Genomic DNA, 18,646 nt, shown 5'->3' with positions numbered 1-18,646 from the left:
TCAATTCTCCGCGTGCTCTGGCTCAGCCGGCAGCGCATCGCGCTCGTCGCGCCGTACCTTGAAGGAAGCTGCATAGAGCGCCGGCAGATAGAAAAGTGTCAGCACGGTTGCGCTCGTGATGCCGCCCATCAACGCGGTCGCCATCGGACCGAAGAAGTTCGAGCGCAAGAGCGGAATCAGCGCGAGCACCGCGGCGGCGGCTGTCAGCGTGATCGGCCGAAAACGCCGGACTGTCGCACCGACGATTGCGCTGAAGCGCTTCTGGCCCGCCGCGATGTCCTGCTCGATCTGATCGACGAGAATGACCGAGTTGCGCATGATGATGCCGAACATGGCGATCACGCCGAGCATCGCGACGAAGCCGAACGGCTTGCCGAAGAGCAAAAGCGTAGCGACGACGCCGATCAGCCCGAGCGGCGCGGTCAGCACGACCATCAGCACGCGCGAGAAGCTTTGCAGTTGGATCATCAGCAGCGTGAAGACCGCGATCAGCATGAGCGGCATTTGCGCGTTGATCGACGTCTGCCCCTTTGCGCTTTCTTCGACGGAGCCGCCGACTTCGATCCGATAGCCGAGCGGCAGTTGCGCTCGCTCTGAAGCGAGCGTGCGATCGAGGTCGTGCGTCACGTCGATGCCTTGCGCGTTGCCCCGTACGTCGGCCTGCACGGTAATCGTCGGCTGACGGTCGCGCTCCCAGACCACGCCGTACTCCAGACCGTTGCGCAGATGCCCGAGCGCGCCGAGCGGCACCGGCCCGTTCGGAGTTGGCATTGCCAGGTTCATGAGGCGGGCCGGGTCGGCGCGCTCGCGTTCGGGCGCGCGCAGATCGACACTGATGAGTTTGTCACGCTCGCGATATTGCGTAACCGTGTACCCCGACAGCGTCATCGCGATGAAGCTGGAGACATCTTGCGAGGTCACGCCGAGCTGGCGCGCCTTCATTTGATCGATCTCGAAGGAAAGCGAGCGTTCGGCCGGCTCGTCCCAATCGAACTGAACGTTGCGCGTGCGCGTATCGGCGCGCATCGTGGCCGCAACCTTTTCGGCGATCGCGCGCACGGTGCCGATATCGTCACCGCTCACGCGAAACTGGACCGGGAAGCCGACGGGCGGGCCGTTTTCGAGTCGCGACAGCCGTGTGCGCACGGTCGGGAAATCGTTCTCCAGCGTGGTATCGAGCCAGCGCGCCAGCTTGTCGCGGTCTTCTACGCTTTTAGCGGTGACGACGAATTGGGCGAAGTTCGGCTGCTGCAACTGCTGGTCGAGCGGCAAATAGAAGCGAGGCGCGCCGGTGCCGACGAAGTCGACGAAATGGTCGATTTCGGGCCGGCCGTCGAGCGTCTTTTCGAGGCGCTTGGCTTCGCGCAACGTCGCGTCGAAAGAGGCGCCCTCGGGCAGTCGCACGTCGATGAGCAACTCGGGCCGGTCGGAGCTCGGGAAGAACTGCTGCGGCACGAGCGCGAAGCCCGCCAAAGCTACGATGAAGAGCGCGGCCGTGACGGCGAGCACGATCCATCGACGCTCCACGCACCAGGAGATCCACGTCGACAACCGCCGATAAAACGGAGTGTCGTAAATGTCCACCTCGTGTTCCGCATCGTGCGGGTGCGGTTGTGCCGAGCCCGCGGCGCGCTGCTTCGCATGCTTGTGCTCGGGCAACAAGTGATAGCCGAGCAACGGGATCAGCACGACGGCGGCGAACCACGAAGCGATCAACGCGATCGCCGATACCTCGAAGATCGAGCGCGTGTACTCTCCGGTGCTCGATTTCGCGAGCGCAATCGGCAGGAAGCCGGAGACGGTCACGAGCGTGCCGGTCAGCATCGGAAACGCCGTGCTCGTATAGGCGAAAGCGGCGGCGCGGGTGCGTTTCCATCCCTGTTCGAGCTTCACTGCCATCATCTCGACGGCGATGATCGCATCGTCGACGAGTAGCCCGAGCGCGAGCACGAGCGTGCCGAGCGATACCTTGTGCAACCCGATGCCAAACAGGTACATGCAAAGCGCAGTGACGGCGAGCACGATCGGGATCGAGATGACGACGACCATCCCCGTCCGCACCCCGAGCGAGATTAGGCTCACGACGAGCACGATCGCGACCGCTTCGCCGACGGCTTCGAGAAAGTCGTCGACCGAGCGCGCGACGGCGTGCGGCATGCTCGACACCTCGGTCAGCTTCAGACCGGCCGGCAGATGCGCGCGCAGCTCCACGCACTGCGCGTCGAGCGCCCGGCCGAGCCGGATTACGTCGCCGCCCGGCTGCATCGTCACGCCGATGCCGAGCACGGCCTGGCCATCGGCACGCATTTGCGTCACGAGCGGGTCATCGTAGCCGCGCTTGATCGTCGCGATATCGCCGAGCCGGAACGTCCGATGGTTGATGCTGATCAGCATGTCGGCGAGCGCGCGCACGTCGCCGAACTGACCGCTCGGCCGGACGAACACGCGATCGTCGGCTGTCGTCACGGTGCCGGCCGAGGCGACGGCGTTTTGCGCGTTGATCGCCTGAGCCAGCTCGGTTGGCGATATGGAAAGCCGCGTCAGCTCTGCGTTCGAGATTTCGATGTAGACGTGCTGGTCGGGATCGCCGAAGTAGTCGACCTTGGCGACGCCAGGCACACGCAACAGCACGGTGCGCAATTGATCGGCGTAGTCGTGAAGCTGAGCGGGCGAAAAGCCATCGCCTTCGAGCGTGTAGATGTTGGTGTAGACATCGCCGAATTCGTCGTTGAAAAACGGCCCGATCGTGCCCGGTGGCAGCGCCGAAGCGATATCGCCGACCTTTTTTCGCACCTGATACCACGTCTCCTGCACATCGGCTACGGGCGCCGAATCTTTCATGTTGAAGAAGATCATCGATTCGCCGGGCCGCGAGTAGCTGCGCAGGAAGTCGATATGCGGCGTTTCCTGCAGCTTTCGGCCGATCCGGTCGGTGATCTGCTCCTGGACTTGTCGCGCCGTCGCGCCGGGCCACAGTGTGCGGACCACCATCACGCGGAATGTGAAGGGTGGATCCTCGGATTGGCCTAGCCGCGTGTAAGCGAGGATGCCGGCCAATGTGGCGAGCGCGATCAGAAAGACGACGAGTGCCTGATGTCGCAGCGCCCATGCGGAAAGGTTGAATCGGTCCTCGCTTTGAGCGGCCGGTTTCAACGAGGCGCCGCGCCGCCCGGCATTCTCATCGTGCGCGTGGCCGTGCTCCGCCGCGCTCATGATCCGATGTCCTCGGGATGAAGCGGCGCGACCGCGCGCACGTGCTCGCCGGCACTGACCGTGTGCACGCCTTGAAGCACCACGCGTTCGCCGTCGTGCAAGCCGCCCGAGATCGAGATCGTGCGCTCGTCGTAGCGCACAACGGTGACGGAGCGCAGCTCCAGCCTGTCGGCGCCTGCGCCCACGACCCACACGGCCGGCCGCTGTCCGTCGTGGAAGAGCGCCGTCGCCGGCAATGTGAAGACGTGTTCTGACGCTTCATCGACGGAATCGAACGCAACGACGGCCGTCATCCCGAGACGCAGAGCGGCATCGGCCGCCTGCAACGTGAGTTTGACCCGATAGGTGCGGCTTTGCGGGTCGGCTAAGGGCGAGACCTCGCGTACGCGCGCGGGGAACGTCTTTCCCGGTAGCGCGGGCAGTGCGATCTTGGCGGGGCGGCCGACCGCCAGCGCCGAAAGGATGCGTTCCGGTGCGTCGCAAACGGCGTCGACATCGCCGCTCCAAGCGAGGTTATAGACGGCTTGACCTGCCGTGACGTTCTGGCCGGTGTCTGCGTTTTCCTCGGTGACGACGCCGGCATGATCCGCCGTCAGCGTCGTGTAGGCGAGCTGGTCGGCGGCCAGGGCGAGTTGCGCCCGCGCCGAATCGCGCTGCGCAAGCGCCGACGCGTAGGCGTCCTGCGTTTGCTCCCACTGCGTCGGCGCGATCAGGTTTTCCTGCGCCTGCGCGCGATCGCGGTCGAGCTGCTGCTTTGCGTAGACGAGGCGGTGTTCGGCGGCATCGAGTTGTGCCTGTGCGCTTGCGACGTTCTTGCGAGCGTCGGCTGCATCGAGCCGCGCAACGACCTGGCCTGCCTTCACGCTATCGCCGAGCCGCACGAGCCGATCGACGATCTTGCCCGCGACGCGGAACGAAAGCACGTTGCTGTAGCGCGCCTCGATCTGGCACGGCAGCGACGCGGCGGGCGGGCGGCCGTCGGGGTGCACGGCGAGCGCGACGACGGGTTTCGGCGCCGGCGCGGCGGCTTCGCGCGGATGACAGGCGCTCAACGTCAAAGCCGCGCAGACGGCGAGCATGGTGCCGGCTCTGAGCCGCTTGCGTTCGCTCGCCGAAGCAGCGACGCAAGCGCGCCTGCGCGGCGCATTCGACGGATGGGTTCTGACACGACTCACGATGCCTGCCTTGTGAAGTGACGATCGTAGGGAGGTAGGAAACGGCGCCGAGGACACCGCGAGACGCGGCGCACCGCTCGTACGCGACCAACATAGCGGAGTCGTCGTCTCATATTTACGGGTGCATTCTAATACATAGTTGTATTTGAGTGCAAAGCTGAATGTCAGCGTGCCGCGATGCTAAAATTTTCGACATGAAGCGAAAACGCCTGACACGCGAAGAGAGCCGGGACCAGACGCGCGAGCGTCTGCTCGAGGCCGCGCGTGCGATGTTCATGAAGAAGGGGTTCGTCGCCACGAGCGTGGAGGACATCGCCGAGACCGCCGGCTACACGCGCGGTGCGTTCTACTCGAACTTCGACAGCAAATCGGAACTGCTGATCGAGCTCTTGCGGCGCGAGCGCGACGACCTGCAGGCGAGCTTTCAGTCGATCATGGAAGAGGGCGGCACGCGCCAGCAGATGGAAGCGCGCGCCGTCGAGTACTACAGCCAGCTGCCACTCGAAGACGATTTCTTCCCGCTCTGGGTCGAGGCAAAGCTGTTGGCGAGCCGCGACGCGCGATTCCGAGTGCGGTTCAATGCTTTCAGAAATGAAAAACTCGAGTGGGTCGCGGCCTACATCAAATCGTTCTCGGAGCGCGCCGGCACGCCCCTGCCGCTGCCGCCGGAGACACTGGCACTCGGGCTCGTGAGCCTCTGTGAAGGCATGCAATTCTTTCGGATGACCGATCCGCAGACGGTGACCGACGAAGTCAGTAAAACGGTGCTTGCGGGGTTCTTCGCTCGCTTGCTGTTGACCTGACTGAAACGCGGGCGGGGCGGTTTCGCCGAGAGCAATGTGATGCGATGCGGCTCGCTGCCGGAATGAACGGAATCGAGCGGAGTCAGAGAGCTAGTGCGTGCACGACTAGAACACCCCCGGCCCATAATTGCTGCCGATCAGCCGCGTGACCGAATCGACGTTCGCGTAATCCTGTTCGGGCAGTCCATCGAAAATCGAAATGAGCTCGTTGCTCGCGCCGGCGGCGCGCGCCACTTCGACGATCTCATCCTTGTTGGCCGGATATCGGACGGCATGCAGCACGTCCGCGATCTGCAAATCGATGGGTTCTTCGGGGATTGCCGATGTCGTCATGGGTATTTTTTCTCCGTCGACCGTTCAATTCCGTTGCGCGCTTCGAGCTTCAAGTCCGTGACTGTCGCTCGTGCGGCGCGAAGTGGCTGGCCAGACTGTGGGATTTCGGGAGTTTGATGCGCGCCCAGTGTTGTTTCGCGAAGTTGGCGTCCGCGGCGACGTCGGGCGCGGGCGGAGCGACGGGCGCGGCATCTGCGCGCGCCGCCGCGATTGCGGCGCGCGCGGTGAGGCTGTCGAGCGCCGTGGTTTGTATCGGTGCCGCGAAGCACGATGCCGAAAGCAAGGCCATACTCGTCACTGTCGAGACTTTCATGCTCGACCTCCTTCTCGATACGGCATGTCGCTGATTGACTCTGTCAGCGGTCGGCCAACAAGCAGCATGCCTCGTGCCAAGGACAGTTGTGAGCCCCCTTAACGCAGCACTTCGAAGCGCGTCCACGGCCAGGATGGCCGGTCGCGCATGTATCCGTTGAGCCAGTTCCATTGCGGATGGCGCTTCATGAACGCCTGCGCGTCGAACGGCCTGCCGCAAGGATGTCCCCACCGCGCCCAGAAGGCGAGCTCGCGCGCCATCTTGCTGTCGACGACCTTACCGTCGTTGGCGCCCCAGGGGTTGAACGGCCCTTGGTCGGAGCCGCCGAAGCGCGCATCGTCGAGCTCGAGATGCCCGCAGATGGTGCGCGAGCATGGGTTGTCGCCACGGTCGAGATAGACATCGTGGTGATCGGCGATCATCTGCTTCGCGAGTTCGATGTCGATCTTGCCATGGTGCTGGTCGGCGAGCTGCATGAAGCGCAGCCTCCGCGCGCCGTTCTTGCGGACGTCGGTGTAGTCCTCTCCTTCTCCGATGCACTCCTGGTTGCGGATTTTCAGGTCGGTTGCGGTGTTGTAGCCGCTGTAAAACCCGTCTTTCGTGCTCTCGAATCCCGAATAGTGAAGACCGAGCTCATAGCGCGCGATTTCGCCCGTCTTCAGATCGCCGAGGAGCCAGCTGTTCGCGTAGCCGCCGTTGTTCGCCACGGCAAACATCTCGCACCATTCGCCGATCGAATTCGCGTACTGCGTGGCGCGCCGCGAGCGATAGAACTCCGGCGCCCCGGCCGGGTTGTAGCCGGCGAAATTCGAGATCGTCGTCTCCGTGACCATGAGACCGGCCGACGTGATCCAGAAGTCGGTCAGGCTCGAGATGCACCCGGGCAGACCCTGCATGATGATTCGATGGCCCGAATCCGGAACGATGTCGAAGACGACGTTGAACGCGTCGCCTGCCGCATAGCGGTCCCATGAGTTGTGCGCCATGACGATGCCGCCGTCGCGCGTGGCGCTGCCCGTCGCGATGAACGCGCTGCAATGATGGCCGCGGCGCCCGCGCCATGGCTTCATGCCGAGTCGAGGCTCGCGCGCCGCGACTTTCGTCGGCCACCAGCTTTGCAGCAAGTCCATGTAGCCGTTCCAGGCGAGCACCTCGGCGAACGGCAGCTTCGCGCCCGCCGCGATGCCCTGGATTTCATCTCTGAACTCGGTGTCGAGCCGCGGCCCGAACTGCTCGAGCGCCGCCGCCGTGAACGTCTCGAAGTCCTCGCCCGTATCCCAGCGCGCGAGATATTTCGCAGTCCGAATGGCATTCTGGATCTCGGTTGCGAGCAGTTGCCCGTGTTGCTCGCCGCGGTCGTACGGCTCACCTTCGATGTGGACGAAAATCCAGCCGGCATGGTCGCGCCGCACGGCATCGAGGGACGGTTCGCTCATCTTCGCTCCGAATCGACGAATCGGCCGCTAAGCGCTCGTCAGGCTTCGTTTTGCGCGGAACCCTGCGCATTTTTGCGGTCGTTACTTCATTGTAGAAAAAACGCCGCGCTTTCGCATCGGGTGGGGTGAGGGAGGAGTGGCACTTGCCAGCCTCGGCGCCGCGCTTACGGCGTCGGATTCATCCGACGGTAGGCGTCGAGCAGGGCGGTCTTGTAGACGGCGCCCATCAGTTTCGGCGCATCGATGCTGGCGACGACGGGCAAGCGTTCGCCCCGGAACGCGAGGAAGTGCTGCAAGGCCACGCTGATCGGCATGTCTGGAGTAAGAATCGCGAACTCGGGCTGCAGATAGTCGGCCGCCGTGCAAGACGACGTGTCGCGCTTTTCCAGCAGGTCCGACGTGATGTCCTTGAGCGCCACCACGCCGCGAAAGCAGCCGTCGTCGTCGGTCACATACAGGTACTTTACCGGGTACTCGAGGAAGATCCGCGTCATTTCCTGCACGCTCGCCGTCAGCGGGACGATCGTCTCGGCCGGCCTGATGAGCTCGCGCATCTGAGTCGCGCGCAGCCGCATGCGCTCTTCCTCGTCGGCGTGCCGCCGCAGCGTGATCTCGTACATCGACGTCTTGCCCATGGCGCGCGCGACGAAGTACGCGACCACGCATGAGAGCATCAGCGGCAAAACGACCTGATAACTGAGCGTCATCTCGAAGATCATCAGGATTGCCATGAGCGGCGCCTGCGTCGCGCCGGCGAGGAACGCGCCCATGCCGACCATCGCATAGGCGAAGGCACCCGAGGTGCCGTGCGGCCAGATCGAATGCGCGGCAAGCCCGAAGAGAGAGCCGAGCGTCGCGCCGACGAACAGCGTCGGCGTGAACACCCCGCCGACGGCACCCGAGCCGACCGTGGCGGCCGTCGCGACGATCTTGCAGATCAAGACAGCGACGAGCGACACCCAGGTCCACGGCGAATGGAGTATCGAGTTGACGACGCTGTAGCCGTTGCCCCAGACGTCCGGTACCCAGACCGAGATGATGCCGACGATGAGGCCGCCCGCGGCGAGCCGCACCGGCAACGGAGCCGGCAGACGCCTGAAGCTCGCCCGCGAAAAGTCGATCAGGCGCAGGAACTGCGGCGCCGCGGCGCCGCAGAGGAATCCCAGCGCGACGAAGAGGAGCACTTCCACTCCCGCGATCGCCGGAAACTCGGGCATCTCGTACGGCGGCTTATAGCCGGCGAATTCGCGCATCGTGATATTGGCGACGACGGACGCCACGACGACGGGGCCGAAGCTCTCCATCGCGATGGAGCCGAGCACGATTTCCGTGACGAAGAACGCACCGGCGATCGGCGCGCTGTAGGCCGATGTGATGCCGGCCGCGGCGCCGCAGGCGACGAGCAGGCGCAACCGATCAGGGTCGAAATGCACGAGTCGGCCGATGGCCGAGCCGGCAAGCGCGGCAAGTTGGACCATCGGGCCCTCACGGCCGATCGAGCCGCCGAAGCCGATCGTGAAGAGGGACGAGACGCTGCGCCAGAGGCTCTGCCAGATGGGAACCACGCCGTCGCCAATCGCGATCGCTTCCATGTAGTCGGTGTTCGCGCGCTTATCGGCGTGGCGCGCGGCCAAGAGGAGGAAGCACCCGGCGATGAGGCCGCCGATGGCCGGCAGAAAGATGCGCGTGGTCCACGGCAGCGCGCGCGCCATCTCGACGAAGCTACCCGATCGGCCGGTGAAAACCCATTGAAAGAAGTCGATGCAGCGGCGGAACGCGGCCGTCGCGAACGCGCCCAACACGCCTGTGACGACGGCCCAAAGCAGCATCGTGTGCGCCTCGGAGAGGCTGAACAACGCTTGGGCGCGGGTACGCAGGCGAAGCAGGAATGAGAGCACGGCGGCCTTGGCTGAGATCGGTCGAGCGCAAGAATAGCATCGAGCCGCGCTCAGTCCGACCCCGGACTACGATCGAGCTCCGGATAGTGCCGGAATATCCCCGTTTCGTTGAACGCGATGCGCCGCTCCGACGCGAGGTACGCGGCGATGTTCGGCCGCGCAGCCACGGCGTCGTGCAGCGCCGCAAGCCTGCGGTAACGCTGGCGGAAGCGCTTCATCGCACGCGGAAACGCGTAATGGAGACCTTCGATGAGCTGGAACATCGAGAGGTCGGCGTAGGTCAGCGAATCGCCGACCAGGTGGGCGTCGCCCTCCGGGTTCTGCTTCAGCACGCGCTCGAAATAGCCCATGAACTTCGGCATGCGGTGATCGATGAAGTCGGTCGCGCGCGCTTTGGCCGCTTCCTTTTGGTCCTCGTAGTAGAGCCCGCTGCCGATCGGATGATGCGTGTCGTGGACCTCCGTCACCACATCGGCGATCGTCAACTGCAGGCCGTGCACCACGTAGCGCAGGTCGTCTCGCGGGGCGAGCCCCAGCTTCTCGCCGAGATAGAACAGAATATTCGCCGTCTGCGGGATGATGAGGTCGCCGTCTTTCAGGAACGGCGGCGCAAAGGGGAGGTGGGGCTCGTCCTTGCTGTCCATCAGCGCCAGCATCGCACCCTCGCCAAGCCCATCCTCGGGACGCCCGCGGGCCACCTCGACATACGGGGCGCGCGCTTCTTCGAGCGCGAGCCGCACGAACTCGCCTCGGCCTTGCAGCCCATCCCAGTAGTACAGCTCGTACGCCATCGCTTGCCCTCCTCGATTGGTCAGCCCAGCACGCGCTCGACCCCCCACGTGATCGCAAGGCCGCCTACCGCGAGCCAGACGTAAAGAATGAACCCTGTCGCCAGCGCGCGAGGGCCAGCCTTGCGCACTTGCGAGAGCTGCGTCTCGATGCCGAGCGCCGTCATCGCCATCGTCAGCGCGAACGTATCGAGCGCGTTGACGGCCTGCGTCGCGGCGCTCGGCAGCACATGCAGCGAGTTCACGATGACGCAGGCTAGAAACCCGAGCGCGAACCAGGGAACGGTTACCTTGCGGGGCGCCCGCGCATTCCCCGTGCCACGGGCCGCCGTGCGCGCGAGCCACACACCGAGCACGAGCAGGACCGGCACCAGCAGCATCACGCGCGTCATCTTGACGATCGTCGCAACGTGCGTCGCTTCCGGGCTCACGTTGCTCGCCGCGCCCACGACTTGGGCGACTTCGTGAATCGTACCGCCGAAAAAGAGCCCGATGCCGGCGGTGTCGAGGTGCAGCCAGCCCGCGCGATACGCGAGCGGGTAGACGAACATCGACAGCGTGCCGAACAGGACGACGCTCCCCACCGCGACGGCACTTTTTTCAGGCTTCGAGTTCAGCGTCGATTCGAACGCGAGCACGGCCGCGGCCCCGCAAATCGCGCTGCCGGCGGCCGTGAGAATGGCCGTGTCGCGATCGAGCTTCAGCAGCTTGGTGCCGACCCAGATGCCGATCGCGAGCGTGCTGACGACGACGAGCAGCGAGACGGTCAGCCCCGGGAGACCGACCTGGGCGATCTCCTGCAGGCTCACGCGCAAGCCGAAGAACGCGACGGCGATTCGCAGGAGCCGCCGCGCCGAGAAGTTGACGCCGGCGGCCCAGTGCGCGGGCATGCCCGCGCGCAGCGTATTGCCGTAGACCGCACCCGCGACGATCCCGACGATGAGCGGGCTCACGCCGAGGCCGGCGATGACCGGCATGGCGGCAAGCCGCGTCACCGCCGCGGCGAAAAGGGCGACGAAAAGAATGCCGTTGAGCGGGCCGTGCGCGGTGGCAGGGCTGTGCGCATGCGCGACCGCGTGCGTCGATGGGGTGGACATAGGTGGCCTCAAAGCGAAAGCGTGTTTCCGGGACTGCGATGGTCCTTATCCTAAATCGCTCATATGGTTATGAAAAATCGTCATTTGCGAAGTAAGATATTGGTACAGCCGATAGTTCGACGCCCATGACAGCCGATCAGCTTATAACTTTCGCCGCGGTAGCCGAGCACCTGAACATCAGCCGGGCCGCGACGGCGCTACATTTGTCGCAACCGGCGGTCTCCGGCCAGTTGCGTCTGCTGCAAGACGAATTCGGCGAGCCGCTTTATCGGCGCGACGGCCGTGGGATACGGCTGACGCCAAGCGGCCGACAACTTGCCGAATACGCGCTGCGCCTGCGCGAGACGCACAGGCAGGCGCTGGCGTACCGGGACGCGCTGCGCGGTTTTGCACATGGCACGCTGCGAGTCGGCGCGAGCACGACGCCCGCGAGCTACCTGTTGCCTTACCTCATCGCGGCATTCCAGCAGCGTTTCCCAAACGTCTCGGTCGAGACGTTCAGCGGCAACACGAGCGAAATCGTCGGCTCGCTCGACAGTCTCGACATTGGGATGATCGAGGGGCCCGTCGGAGCGGACTTGCCGCACGGCACGGGCGTTCATGCGTGGCACGAAGACGAAATCGTCGCGATCGTCCGCAGCGGTCACCCGCTTGCGATCCATGCCGACGGTCAGGGCAAGAGGAAGAGCGCCACGATCGCCGAGGTCGGCGCCTATCCCATTGTGCTGCGCGAGGAGGGCTCCGGCGTGCGGCAGGACGTCGAGCAAGCGTTCGAGGAGGCCGGCGTCGCGATGCATGTGGCACTTGCCGTGGCGGGCGTCGAAGGGGTCAAGGAGGCCGTGCGCGCCGGCATGGGCGTCGGGTTCGTCTCTGAAATGACGATGCGGCACGAGGACAGCGCGCTGCTGCGGCTGTCGCTCGCGCCTCGGCCGCTTACCCGGCGCTTCTCGATTCTCGTCCCGCACGAGGGCGCGCCGTCGCGCGCGGCAGCGTCCTTTCTGGAACTTTGTCTGGCGGAGACGGCCGAGACAGGAAAGACAGCGAATGGGGCGACTGCGCGGAACCGGCCTTCAGGCCGGGGGCCCGGCTCGACGTCCTGAAGGGCGGAGTTTCAAACCGAAGCTGATTTTACGATGACGCTAGGGCTTTCCACTATGGCGACAATCGGCCCTCCGGAGGCATCATTCATTGCACCGAGCATCGTCGCTCGGTTTTTTACCGACCGGATTGGAACCGGTTCCACGCGGTTGTCGTTCCAACGACGGCGCGAACCGGAGAAGTGGAGAGTTTTTTCAAATGGCCGACATCGTCATAGTCGCCAGTGCGTTCGGCATCGAGGCCGTTCGCCGTTCGGGCCATCGCACGTGGCTGAAGGTTGCGGCCGATGCCGGCGCAGCCGGCTTCGAAGTACGCCGCGAACTGATTGCCGGCAAAAGCGACGCGTCGCTCGACGCGCTCGCGCGGCTCGGTGCCGAGATCGCGGAACTCGGGCTTTGGACCGTTTATTCGACGCCGGCCACGCTTTACGACGAACGCGGTGTACTCGACGCCGACGCACTCGCGTCGGCTCAGGCCGAGGCCGATGCGCTCGGCGCCCGCTTCGTCAAGATGCAGCTCGGCGCGTTCGCGAGCTATGCTGATGCGGTGAACATCAGCCGAGCGACGGCGGGCGGTCGCGCCCGCATCGTCGTCGAGAATGGGCAGCGTGCCGCGGACGGATCGCTGGCGAGGTTCGTCGCTTTCTTCGCTGCGCTGGATCAGGAGGGGGCGGGACAGGCTGTCGGAATGACGTTCGATATCGGCAACTGGCATTGGACGGGCGAGCTGCCCCTCGCGGCGGCTCGCGTGCTCGCGCCGCGCGTCGAGTATATCCATTGCAAGGGCGTTGCCGGCAGCGGCATGCGCCGCTTCGCCACGGCGCCGTCCGCGGACGATCCGTTCATCGCCGCGCTCTTTGCCGTGCTGCCGCGCGACGTCCCGCGCGGCATCGAATTTCCGCTCAATCAGAACGATCTTGCCGACGACGCGAAGCGGCGCGTCGCCTGGCTTACCGCTGCATGACGCGAGCAACTGTCCGGAACATTCTTCAGGCCGGTTTGGCTGAACACTTTTGGAAGGGGCTTGCACCCCTCGCAAAGAGTCGCCGGAACCCAGGCTTTCAGCCGGGGGGCCGGCTCGGACGCCCTGAAGGGCGGGGTTTCAAACCGAGGCTAGTTTTACGATGAAACAACCCAACGACCCTCATGCTGTTGGACTGGACGTCCTGACCTACGGCGAAGCGATGACGCTTTTCGTCGCCGACGATCCGGGGCCGCTCGCGCAGGTGAGCCGGTTCACGAAACGCATTGCCGGCGCGGACCTGAACGTAGCGATCGGGCTCGCGCGCCTCGGCTTCAAGGTCGGCTGGATGAGCCGCGTGGGGAACGATTCTTTCGGCCGCTATGTGCTCGACACGCTTGCGAAGGAGCATATCGACGCGCAGCGCGTAACGGTCGACGAGCGGTACCCGACGGGCTTTCAGCTCAAGTCGAAAGAGATCGGCGGGCTGGACCCGAGCATCGAATACTTTCGAAGAGGCTCGGCCGCGAGCCATCTGTCGATCGACGACTACTCGGCCGACTACGCGCTCGCCGCGCGCCATCTGCATCTGACCGGCGTCGCGCCGGCGATTTCCGCTTCGTCGCACGACCTCGCCTTTCACCTGGCGCGCGAAATGCGCGCCGCAGGCAAGACGATTTCGTTCGATCCCAATCTGCGGCCGACGCTATGGCCGTCGCGCGAGGCCATGGTGGCTTCGCTGAACAGCCTGGCCGCGTTGGCCGATTGGGTTCTGCCGGGCATCGGCGAGGGCGCGATTCTGACGGGATCTGACACCCCGGAAGAGATCGCCCGCTTCTACCTCGATGCGGGGGCCCGCGGCGTGGTGGTCAAGCTGGGCGCGCGCGGAGCCTACTTCTGCACGGCCGACGGCTCGGGCTACGTGGCCGCGCAACCGGTGGCGCAGGTGGTCGATACGGTCGGCGCGGGCGATGGATTTGCCGTTGGTGTCATCAGCGCGCTGCTCGAGGGCCGCGGGCTGGCCGACGCCGTCGTTCGCGGCAATCGCATCGGTGCGCTGGCGGTGCAGGTCATCGGCGATTCGGAGGGTTTTCCGACGCGCGCCGAGCTCGACCGCATCGAGCAGACAGCCACGCCCGCCTGAGGGTTGAAGGCGGCTCATTGACGATACGGCACGAAGTCCATTCGGCGGCCGCCACGAACGGCCGCTAAACGACGAGAACGGCCGGCTGCCCGGCAAGGCGAGCACCGCGCCGCCGTTCCCAAACAGGAGACAGGCATGAACCATCCACAATCCCGAGCGCATTCACAGCACTCCGATACTTCCACCGGCAACCTTGCGGCGGCAACAGCGACACTTGCGCCGCGCCGCTGGTGGGCGATCATGCCGGTCGTCTTCATCACGTACAGCCTCGCTTACCTGGACCGGGCGAACTTCGGCTTCGCCTCGGCCGCCGGCATCAGCCACGATCTCGGCATCAGCGCCGCGCTTTCTTCGCTGATCGGCGCGCTTTTCTTTCTCGGCTACTTTTTCTTTCAGATTCCCGGCGCCGTCTACGCGGAGCGCCGCAGCGTGCGCAAGCTGGTCTTCGTCAGCCTTTTGCTATGGGGCGCTTGCGCGGCGCTGACGGGCGTCGTCTCCAACATTCCTTCGCTCATCGCGATCCGTTTCATGCTCGGCGTCGTGGAGGCGGCGGTCTTCCCGTCGATGTTGATCCTGCTCAGCAACTGGTTCACTAAGGCCGAGCGATCGCGCGCCAATACGTTCCTGATACTCGGCAATCCTGTGACCGTGCTCTGGATGTCCGTCGTCTCGGGCTACCTCGTGCACGCTTTCGGGTGGCGCGAGATGTTCATCGCCGAAGGGTTGCCGGCCGTCGTCTGGGCCTTCTGCTGGTGGAGTCTCGTCAAGGATAAGCCGCACGACGCGAACTGGCTTGCCGCTGACGAAAAGCGCGATCTCGAAGCCGCGCTCGCGGCCGAGCAGGCCACCATCAAGCCGGTGCGCAACTACGCGGAAGCATTTCGCTCGCCGGCCGTCGTCAAGCTCTGCGCGCAGTATTTCTGCTGGAGCATTGGCGTATATGGCTTCGTTCTCTGGCTGCCGTCCATCCTCAAGCACGGCTCGACGCTCGGCATGGTAGCGACAGGGTGGCTCTCCGCGCTGCCGTACCTCTGCGCGACGATCGCGATGCTCGGCGCGTCGTGGGCGTCAGACAAGCTCCGCGCGCGCAAGGTGTTCGTCTGGCCGTTTCTGCTCATTGGCGCGGTGGCCTTTGCGGCGTCGTTCATGCTGGGCACGACGCACTTCTGGCTATCCTATGCGCTGCTGGTCGTGGCGGGCGCCGCGATGTACGCACCGTATGGACCGTTCTTCGCGATTGTGCCGGAGCTGTTGCCGAGGAACGTGGCGGGTGGCGCAATGGCGCTCATCAACAGCATGGGCGCGCTGGGATCGTTCGTCGGTTCCTACGTGGTCGGCTACCTCAACGGCGCCACCGGCTCGCCTGCCGCCTCCTATGCGTTTATGAGCGCCGCGCTCCTGGGCGCCGTCTTGTTGACGCTTGCGGTGAAGGCGCAACCGGATCGTCCGCAAGCGCTCGCCGCGCATGCTCACGCACCTGGAAAGTGAATCCATGCAACCTCGAATCGTCGTCTATAAATCGCTGCCCGCCGATGTGCTCGCCTATCTGCGCGAGCACACGCACGTCGATACCGTCTATCCGGAGCAGTTCGATTCGCGCGAGGCGTTCGTCGCCGCGCTCGCCGAATCGCTGGCGCGGGCCGACGGCGCGATCGGCGCGAGCGTGAAGATCCCGCCTTCCATGCTCGAGCCCGCGAAGCGGTTGCGCGTGCTGTCGACGGTTTCAGTCGGCATCGACAATTTCGACGTGCCGGACTTGACGAGGCGCGGCATCGTGCTGACGCACACGCCCGACGTATTGACCGAATCGACGGCCGACACGGTATTCGCGCTGGTTCTCGCGACGGCCCGGCGCGTCGTCGAATTGGCCGACTGGGTGAGGGCGGGGCATTGGAAGGGCAGCATCGGCGAGGCGCAATATGGCGTCGAGGTGCAGGGCAAGACGCTCGGCATCGTCGGCCTGGGCCGCATTGGCGGCGCCCTCGCGCGGCGGGCCGCGCTCGGCTTCAACATGCGCGTGCTCTACACGAATCGCAGCCCGAACGAGGCGGCCGAGCGCGCATACGGCGCGCGTCGTGTCGAGCTCGCGCGCTTGCTCGGTGAGTCGGACTTCGTCTGCCTGCAGGTGCCGCTCACCGACGAGACGCGTCATCTGATCGGCGCCCGCGAGCTGCGCTCGATGAAAAGGAGCGCAATTCTCATCAACGCGTCACGCGGAGCGACCGTCGACGAAGCGGCCCTCATCGCGGCGCTGTCTGACGGCACGATCGCCGGCGCCGGCCTCGACGTCTTCGAGGAGGAGCCATTGCCCGTCGATTCGCCGTTGCTGCGAATGAAGAACGTCGTGGCGCTGCCGCACATCGGCTCGGCCACGCACGAAACGCGGCATGCGATGGCGCGCTGCGCGGCTGAAAACCTCGTCGATGCGCTCGCAAACCGGCTTTCGCGCAACGTAGCGAACCCTGACGTCCTGAAGTCCTGACGAACTTACGTTTCGGCCTCCGTTCGCGCCGGTACAATCAGCCGCGCTCGATGCCGCGATTCGGAGGGGCAACTCATGCGCGCCACCGGGCTCCCTGTCAGTTCAGATAGGTGTTAGAAGGCTTGCACGAGTGGTGCGGCGAGCGACGCTGCGCTATCATCGCGCCACCGTACAAGTTGGGAAGCGCGCCGCGGGCGCGCTTTTTTCAATTGCTCCTGCTTGTCTTGGGCTCACTTTCGACTTTTCCCACGAGGAGATTTGCGTTGGCTCAAGCATTTCGCAAAGCATGCAGAAAACCTGGAGACGTCGTGAAACGGGGGGCTCGGTCATGAATATCGGACAACCGGGCGCGCCGCGTCGCGCCACCATCAGCGACGTCGCCCGTGAGGCGGGTACCGGCAAGACGAGCGTGTCGCGCTATCTGAACGGCGAGACGAATGTGTTGTCGTCGGACCTGCGCGCGCGAATCGAGGCGGCCATCCAGCGCCTCGACTATCGGCCGAACCAAATGGCGCGCGGCTTGAAGCGCGGACGCAATCGGCTCGTCGGCATGCTCGTCGCCGACCTGACGAATCCGTACACGGTCGAAGTGCTGCGCGGCGTCGAAGCGGCGTGCCACGCGCTCGGACTCATGCCGCTCGTTTGCAATGCGGCGAACGAGCTCGAGATGGAGCGCCGCTATCTGCAGCTCATGACGACCTACCGCGTCGAGGGCGTGATCGTCAACGCGCTCGGCGTGGAGGAGGAGGCGCTGCGGCGGCTCGGCGAGGGCGGCACGCCGGCTGTCCTCGTCGATCGCAAGGTCGACGGCCTGGAGGCCGACATGGTCGGGCTCGACAATACCGCTGCCGTGCAGCTCGGGATGCGGCATCTGATCGAAAGGGGCTTCGAAGATATTCTCTTCGTCGTCCAGCCGTTCGAGCAGGTCAGCTCGCGGCGTCTGCGCGAAATGGCATTCCGTCACGCACTCGAAGATGCGCGCCGGTCAAGAGCGCAAGCGGCGCCGCCGCTCGAAGGCCGGACGATCGTGCTCGATCTCGCCGACGCCGACGCGCTTGCGCGCGCGTACGCCGATCTCGACGCCTATCTGGACGCGAAACGGGCGGCAGGCGCGAGGCGTGTCGCATGCTTCGCGGCGAACGGCCCCGTCGCGCTGTCGCTCGCGCTCCATTTGCATGCGCGATTGGGTGCAAACTGGCAGGCGCGCGTTGCCTTGATGGCAATCGACGATCCCGAATGGGCCGAGTTGATCGGCATCACGGCGATCCGTCAACCGACGTATGCGATCGGCTACCGGGCCGTCGAGTTCCTGCACGAGCGCATCGAGGGTGCGAATGCGCCGCTCAGCGAAGCGTGCCTGCCTGGCGAACTCGTGGCTCGGGCGTCGACGAGCGCCGCATAGCGCAGCAGGCGTAAGCGCTATCCGGTATCGCGGCATCGATCGGTCAGGGGCCGGATGTCGGCTGGCCCTCCGCACTTTTAGCGGCAGGCGGGCCGGCCGGAAAGACAAGAGAAGAGAAGACGACGATGGAGCCGTACCGATATGAATTCGCCGACGCCGAGCTGGAAGCGCTCGCCCGTGTCATCAGCGATCTCTTTCCGGAACAGACGCTATTCGTGCAACGCGCGGCGGACGATGGTTCCCCGGAACTCGCGGTGCAGTGGGTGGCGATGCGCTTCGGCGCCACTGCGCGCCGCATCACATTGACCGTGCGCTTCGCCCGATCCGCGTTTGCACGCTATCTCGCGCAGCCGTCCCGAATACGTGGCCGGAGCTTCGCGGTGCTGCGGGCGTATGTGGAGGCCGCGCTGGGTTCGCTGGAAGAGCAATATGCGAACGGTGTCGCGGTGCCGCGCGAGATCGATGTCGACCTCGCTGACGAGTTCGCCTGAACCCGGCTTGGCA

The 18,646-nt window shown here is 65.1% G+C and carries 16 protein-coding genes; 8 read left to right on the top strand and 8 right to left on the bottom strand.

Annotation, left to right across the window (positions count from 1 at the left end; all coding sequences use genetic code 11):
* Window positions 1-3,213 (bottom strand): efflux RND transporter permease subunit, encoded by a 3,213-nt coding sequence (locus AB4Y31_RS14615; RefSeq protein ID WP_368674543.1) that lies wholly within the window; start codon window positions 3,211-3,213, stop codon window positions 1-3.
* Window positions 3,210-4,292 carry an efflux RND transporter periplasmic adaptor subunit gene (locus tag AB4Y31_RS14610; RefSeq protein WP_368675289.1) on the bottom strand — a complete coding sequence of 361 codons (1,083 nt, stop codon included), beginning with the start codon at window positions 4,290-4,292 and terminating at the stop codon, window positions 3,210-3,212. The genes AB4Y31_RS14615 and AB4Y31_RS14610 overlap by 4 nt, the downstream gene beginning before the upstream one ends.
* Window positions 4,293-4,582: 290 nt before the next feature.
* Here AB4Y31_RS14610 and AB4Y31_RS14605 point away from each other — a divergent pair, with 290 nt between their 5' ends.
* Window positions 4,583-5,191, top strand: coding sequence for a TetR/AcrR family transcriptional regulator (locus tag AB4Y31_RS14605; protein ID WP_026229848.1), 609 nt, complete (start codon window positions 4,583-4,585; stop codon window positions 5,189-5,191).
* Window positions 5,192-5,296: 105 nt separating this feature from the next.
* On the opposite strand, the gene AB4Y31_RS14600 is transcribed toward AB4Y31_RS14605, so the two are convergent.
* The 6 genes from AB4Y31_RS14600 to AB4Y31_RS14575 all read right to left on the bottom strand — a co-directional run bounded on the left by AB4Y31_RS14600 (window position 5,297) and on the right by AB4Y31_RS14575 (window position 11,056).
* A complete protein-coding gene (locus AB4Y31_RS14600) occupies window positions 5,297-5,524 on the bottom strand; it encodes a DUF2795 domain-containing protein (protein WP_018441678.1) in 228 nt (75 codons plus the stop codon).
* Between the two features lie 49 nt (window positions 5,525-5,573).
* Window positions 5,574-5,837, bottom strand: a complete 264-nt coding sequence (locus AB4Y31_RS14595; RefSeq protein ID WP_083925672.1) for a hypothetical protein — start codon at window positions 5,835-5,837, stop codon at window positions 5,574-5,576.
* A 98-nt stretch (window positions 5,838-5,935) separates the two neighbouring features.
* Window positions 5,936-7,273 (bottom strand): C45 family peptidase, encoded by a 1,338-nt coding sequence (locus AB4Y31_RS14590; RefSeq protein WP_018441680.1) that lies wholly within the window; start codon window positions 7,271-7,273, stop codon window positions 5,936-5,938.
* Window positions 7,274-7,437: 164 nt separating this feature from the next.
* The gene (locus AB4Y31_RS14585) at window positions 7,438-9,171 is read right to left on the bottom strand and encodes a ClcB-like voltage-gated chloride channel protein (RefSeq protein WP_368674542.1); all 1,734 of its coding nucleotides are present in this window, start codon (window positions 9,169-9,171) and stop codon (window positions 7,438-7,440) included.
* 50 nt (window positions 9,172-9,221) lie between these two features.
* Complete coding sequence (locus AB4Y31_RS14580) at window positions 9,222-9,962, bottom strand: glutathione S-transferase (RefSeq protein ID WP_368674541.1); 741 nt, start codon at window positions 9,960-9,962, stop codon at window positions 9,222-9,224.
* A gap of 20 nt (window positions 9,963-9,982) precedes the next feature.
* Window positions 9,983-11,056 carry a YeiH family protein gene (locus AB4Y31_RS14575; protein WP_368674540.1) on the bottom strand — a complete coding sequence of 358 codons (1,074 nt, stop codon included), beginning with the start codon at window positions 11,054-11,056 and terminating at the stop codon, window positions 9,983-9,985.
* Window positions 11,057-11,181: 125 nt separating this feature from the next.
* Between AB4Y31_RS14575 and AB4Y31_RS14570 the strand changes: the two genes are divergently transcribed.
* The 7 genes from AB4Y31_RS14570 (at window position 11,182) to AB4Y31_RS14540 (ending at window position 18,633) form a co-directional block, all read left to right on the top strand.
* Window positions 11,182-12,156, top strand: a complete 975-nt coding sequence (locus AB4Y31_RS14570; RefSeq protein WP_368674539.1) for a LysR substrate-binding domain-containing protein — start codon at window positions 11,182-11,184, stop codon at window positions 12,154-12,156.
* A 196-nt stretch (window positions 12,157-12,352) separates the two neighbouring features.
* Window positions 12,353-13,117 carry a sugar phosphate isomerase/epimerase family protein gene (locus AB4Y31_RS14565; RefSeq protein WP_368674538.1) on the top strand — a complete coding sequence of 255 codons (765 nt, stop codon included), beginning with the start codon at window positions 12,353-12,355 and terminating at the stop codon, window positions 13,115-13,117.
* Window positions 13,118-13,277: 160 nt separating this feature from the next.
* Window positions 13,278-14,258, top strand: a complete 981-nt coding sequence (locus AB4Y31_RS14560) for a sugar kinase (protein ID WP_368674537.1) — start codon at window positions 13,278-13,280, stop codon at window positions 14,256-14,258.
* A 240-nt stretch (window positions 14,259-14,498) separates the two neighbouring features.
* Window positions 14,499-15,746, top strand: coding sequence for an MFS transporter (locus AB4Y31_RS14555; RefSeq protein WP_368675288.1), 1,248 nt, complete (start codon window positions 14,499-14,501; stop codon window positions 15,744-15,746).
* A 4-nt stretch (window positions 15,747-15,750) separates the two neighbouring features.
* Complete coding sequence (locus AB4Y31_RS14550; RefSeq protein ID WP_368674536.1) at window positions 15,751-16,740, top strand: 2-hydroxyacid dehydrogenase; 990 nt, start codon at window positions 15,751-15,753, stop codon at window positions 16,738-16,740.
* Between the two features lie 328 nt (window positions 16,741-17,068).
* Entirely contained in the window at window positions 17,069-18,142 is a 1,074-nt protein-coding gene (locus tag AB4Y31_RS14545) for a LacI family DNA-binding transcriptional regulator (protein WP_368674535.1), read from the top strand.
* Window positions 18,143-18,267: 125 nt separating this feature from the next.
* Window positions 18,268-18,633: a DUF3022 domain-containing protein gene (locus AB4Y31_RS14540; RefSeq protein ID WP_368674534.1), complete on the top strand. Its 366-nt coding sequence runs from the start codon at window positions 18,268-18,270 to the stop codon at window positions 18,631-18,633.
* Window positions 18,634-18,646: the final 13 nt, after the last annotated feature.

Source organism: Trinickia sp. EG282A (genome assembly GCF_040965455.1).
GTDB lineage: Bacteria > Pseudomonadota > Gammaproteobacteria > Burkholderiales > Burkholderiaceae > Trinickia > Trinickia symbiotica.
This window is presented reverse-complemented; position numbering and strand designations above follow the sequence as displayed.

Excerpts from the sequence above, each read along its gene's own strand:
- AB4Y31_RS14560 (WP_368674537.1), top strand. The coding sequence starts at position 13,278 with ATGAAACAACCCAACGACCCTCATGCTGTTGGACTGGACGTCCTGACC.
- AB4Y31_RS14580 (WP_368674541.1), bottom strand. The coding sequence starts at position 9,962 with ATGGCGTACGAGCTGTACTACTGGGATGGGCTGCAAGGCCGAGGCGAG.
- AB4Y31_RS14595 (WP_083925672.1), bottom strand. The coding sequence starts at position 5,837 with ATGAAAGTCTCGACAGTGACGAGTATGGCCTTGCTTTCGGCATCGTGC.
- AB4Y31_RS14545 (WP_368674535.1), top strand. The coding sequence starts at position 17,069 with ATGAATATCGGACAACCGGGCGCGCCGCGTCGCGCCACCATCAGCGAC.
- AB4Y31_RS14555 (WP_368675288.1), top strand. The coding sequence starts at position 14,499 with ATGCCGGTCGTCTTCATCACGTACAGCCTCGCTTACCTGGACCGGGCG.
- AB4Y31_RS14550 (WP_368674536.1), top strand. The coding sequence starts at position 15,751 with ATGCAACCTCGAATCGTCGTCTATAAATCGCTGCCCGCCGATGTGCTC.
- AB4Y31_RS14615 (WP_368674543.1), bottom strand. The coding sequence starts at position 3,213 with ATGAGCGCGGCGGAGCACGGCCACGCGCACGATGAGAATGCCGGGCGG.
- AB4Y31_RS14600 (WP_018441678.1), bottom strand. The coding sequence starts at position 5,524 with ATGACGACATCGGCAATCCCCGAAGAACCCATCGATTTGCAGATCGCG.
- AB4Y31_RS14590 (WP_018441680.1), bottom strand. The coding sequence starts at position 7,273 with ATGAGCGAACCGTCCCTCGATGCCGTGCGGCGCGACCATGCCGGCTGG.
- AB4Y31_RS14540 (WP_368674534.1), top strand. The coding sequence starts at position 18,268 with ATGGAGCCGTACCGATATGAATTCGCCGACGCCGAGCTGGAAGCGCTC.
- AB4Y31_RS14565 (WP_368674538.1), top strand. The coding sequence starts at position 12,353 with ATGGCCGACATCGTCATAGTCGCCAGTGCGTTCGGCATCGAGGCCGTT.
- AB4Y31_RS14605 (WP_026229848.1), top strand. The coding sequence starts at position 4,583 with ATGAAGCGAAAACGCCTGACACGCGAAGAGAGCCGGGACCAGACGCGC.
- AB4Y31_RS14610 (WP_368675289.1), bottom strand. The coding sequence starts at position 4,292 with ATGCTCGCCGTCTGCGCGGCTTTGACGTTGAGCGCCTGTCATCCGCGC.
- AB4Y31_RS14570 (WP_368674539.1), top strand. The coding sequence starts at position 11,182 with ATGACAGCCGATCAGCTTATAACTTTCGCCGCGGTAGCCGAGCACCTG.
- AB4Y31_RS14575 (WP_368674540.1), bottom strand. The coding sequence starts at position 11,056 with ATGTCCACCCCATCGACGCACGCGGTCGCGCATGCGCACAGCCCTGCC.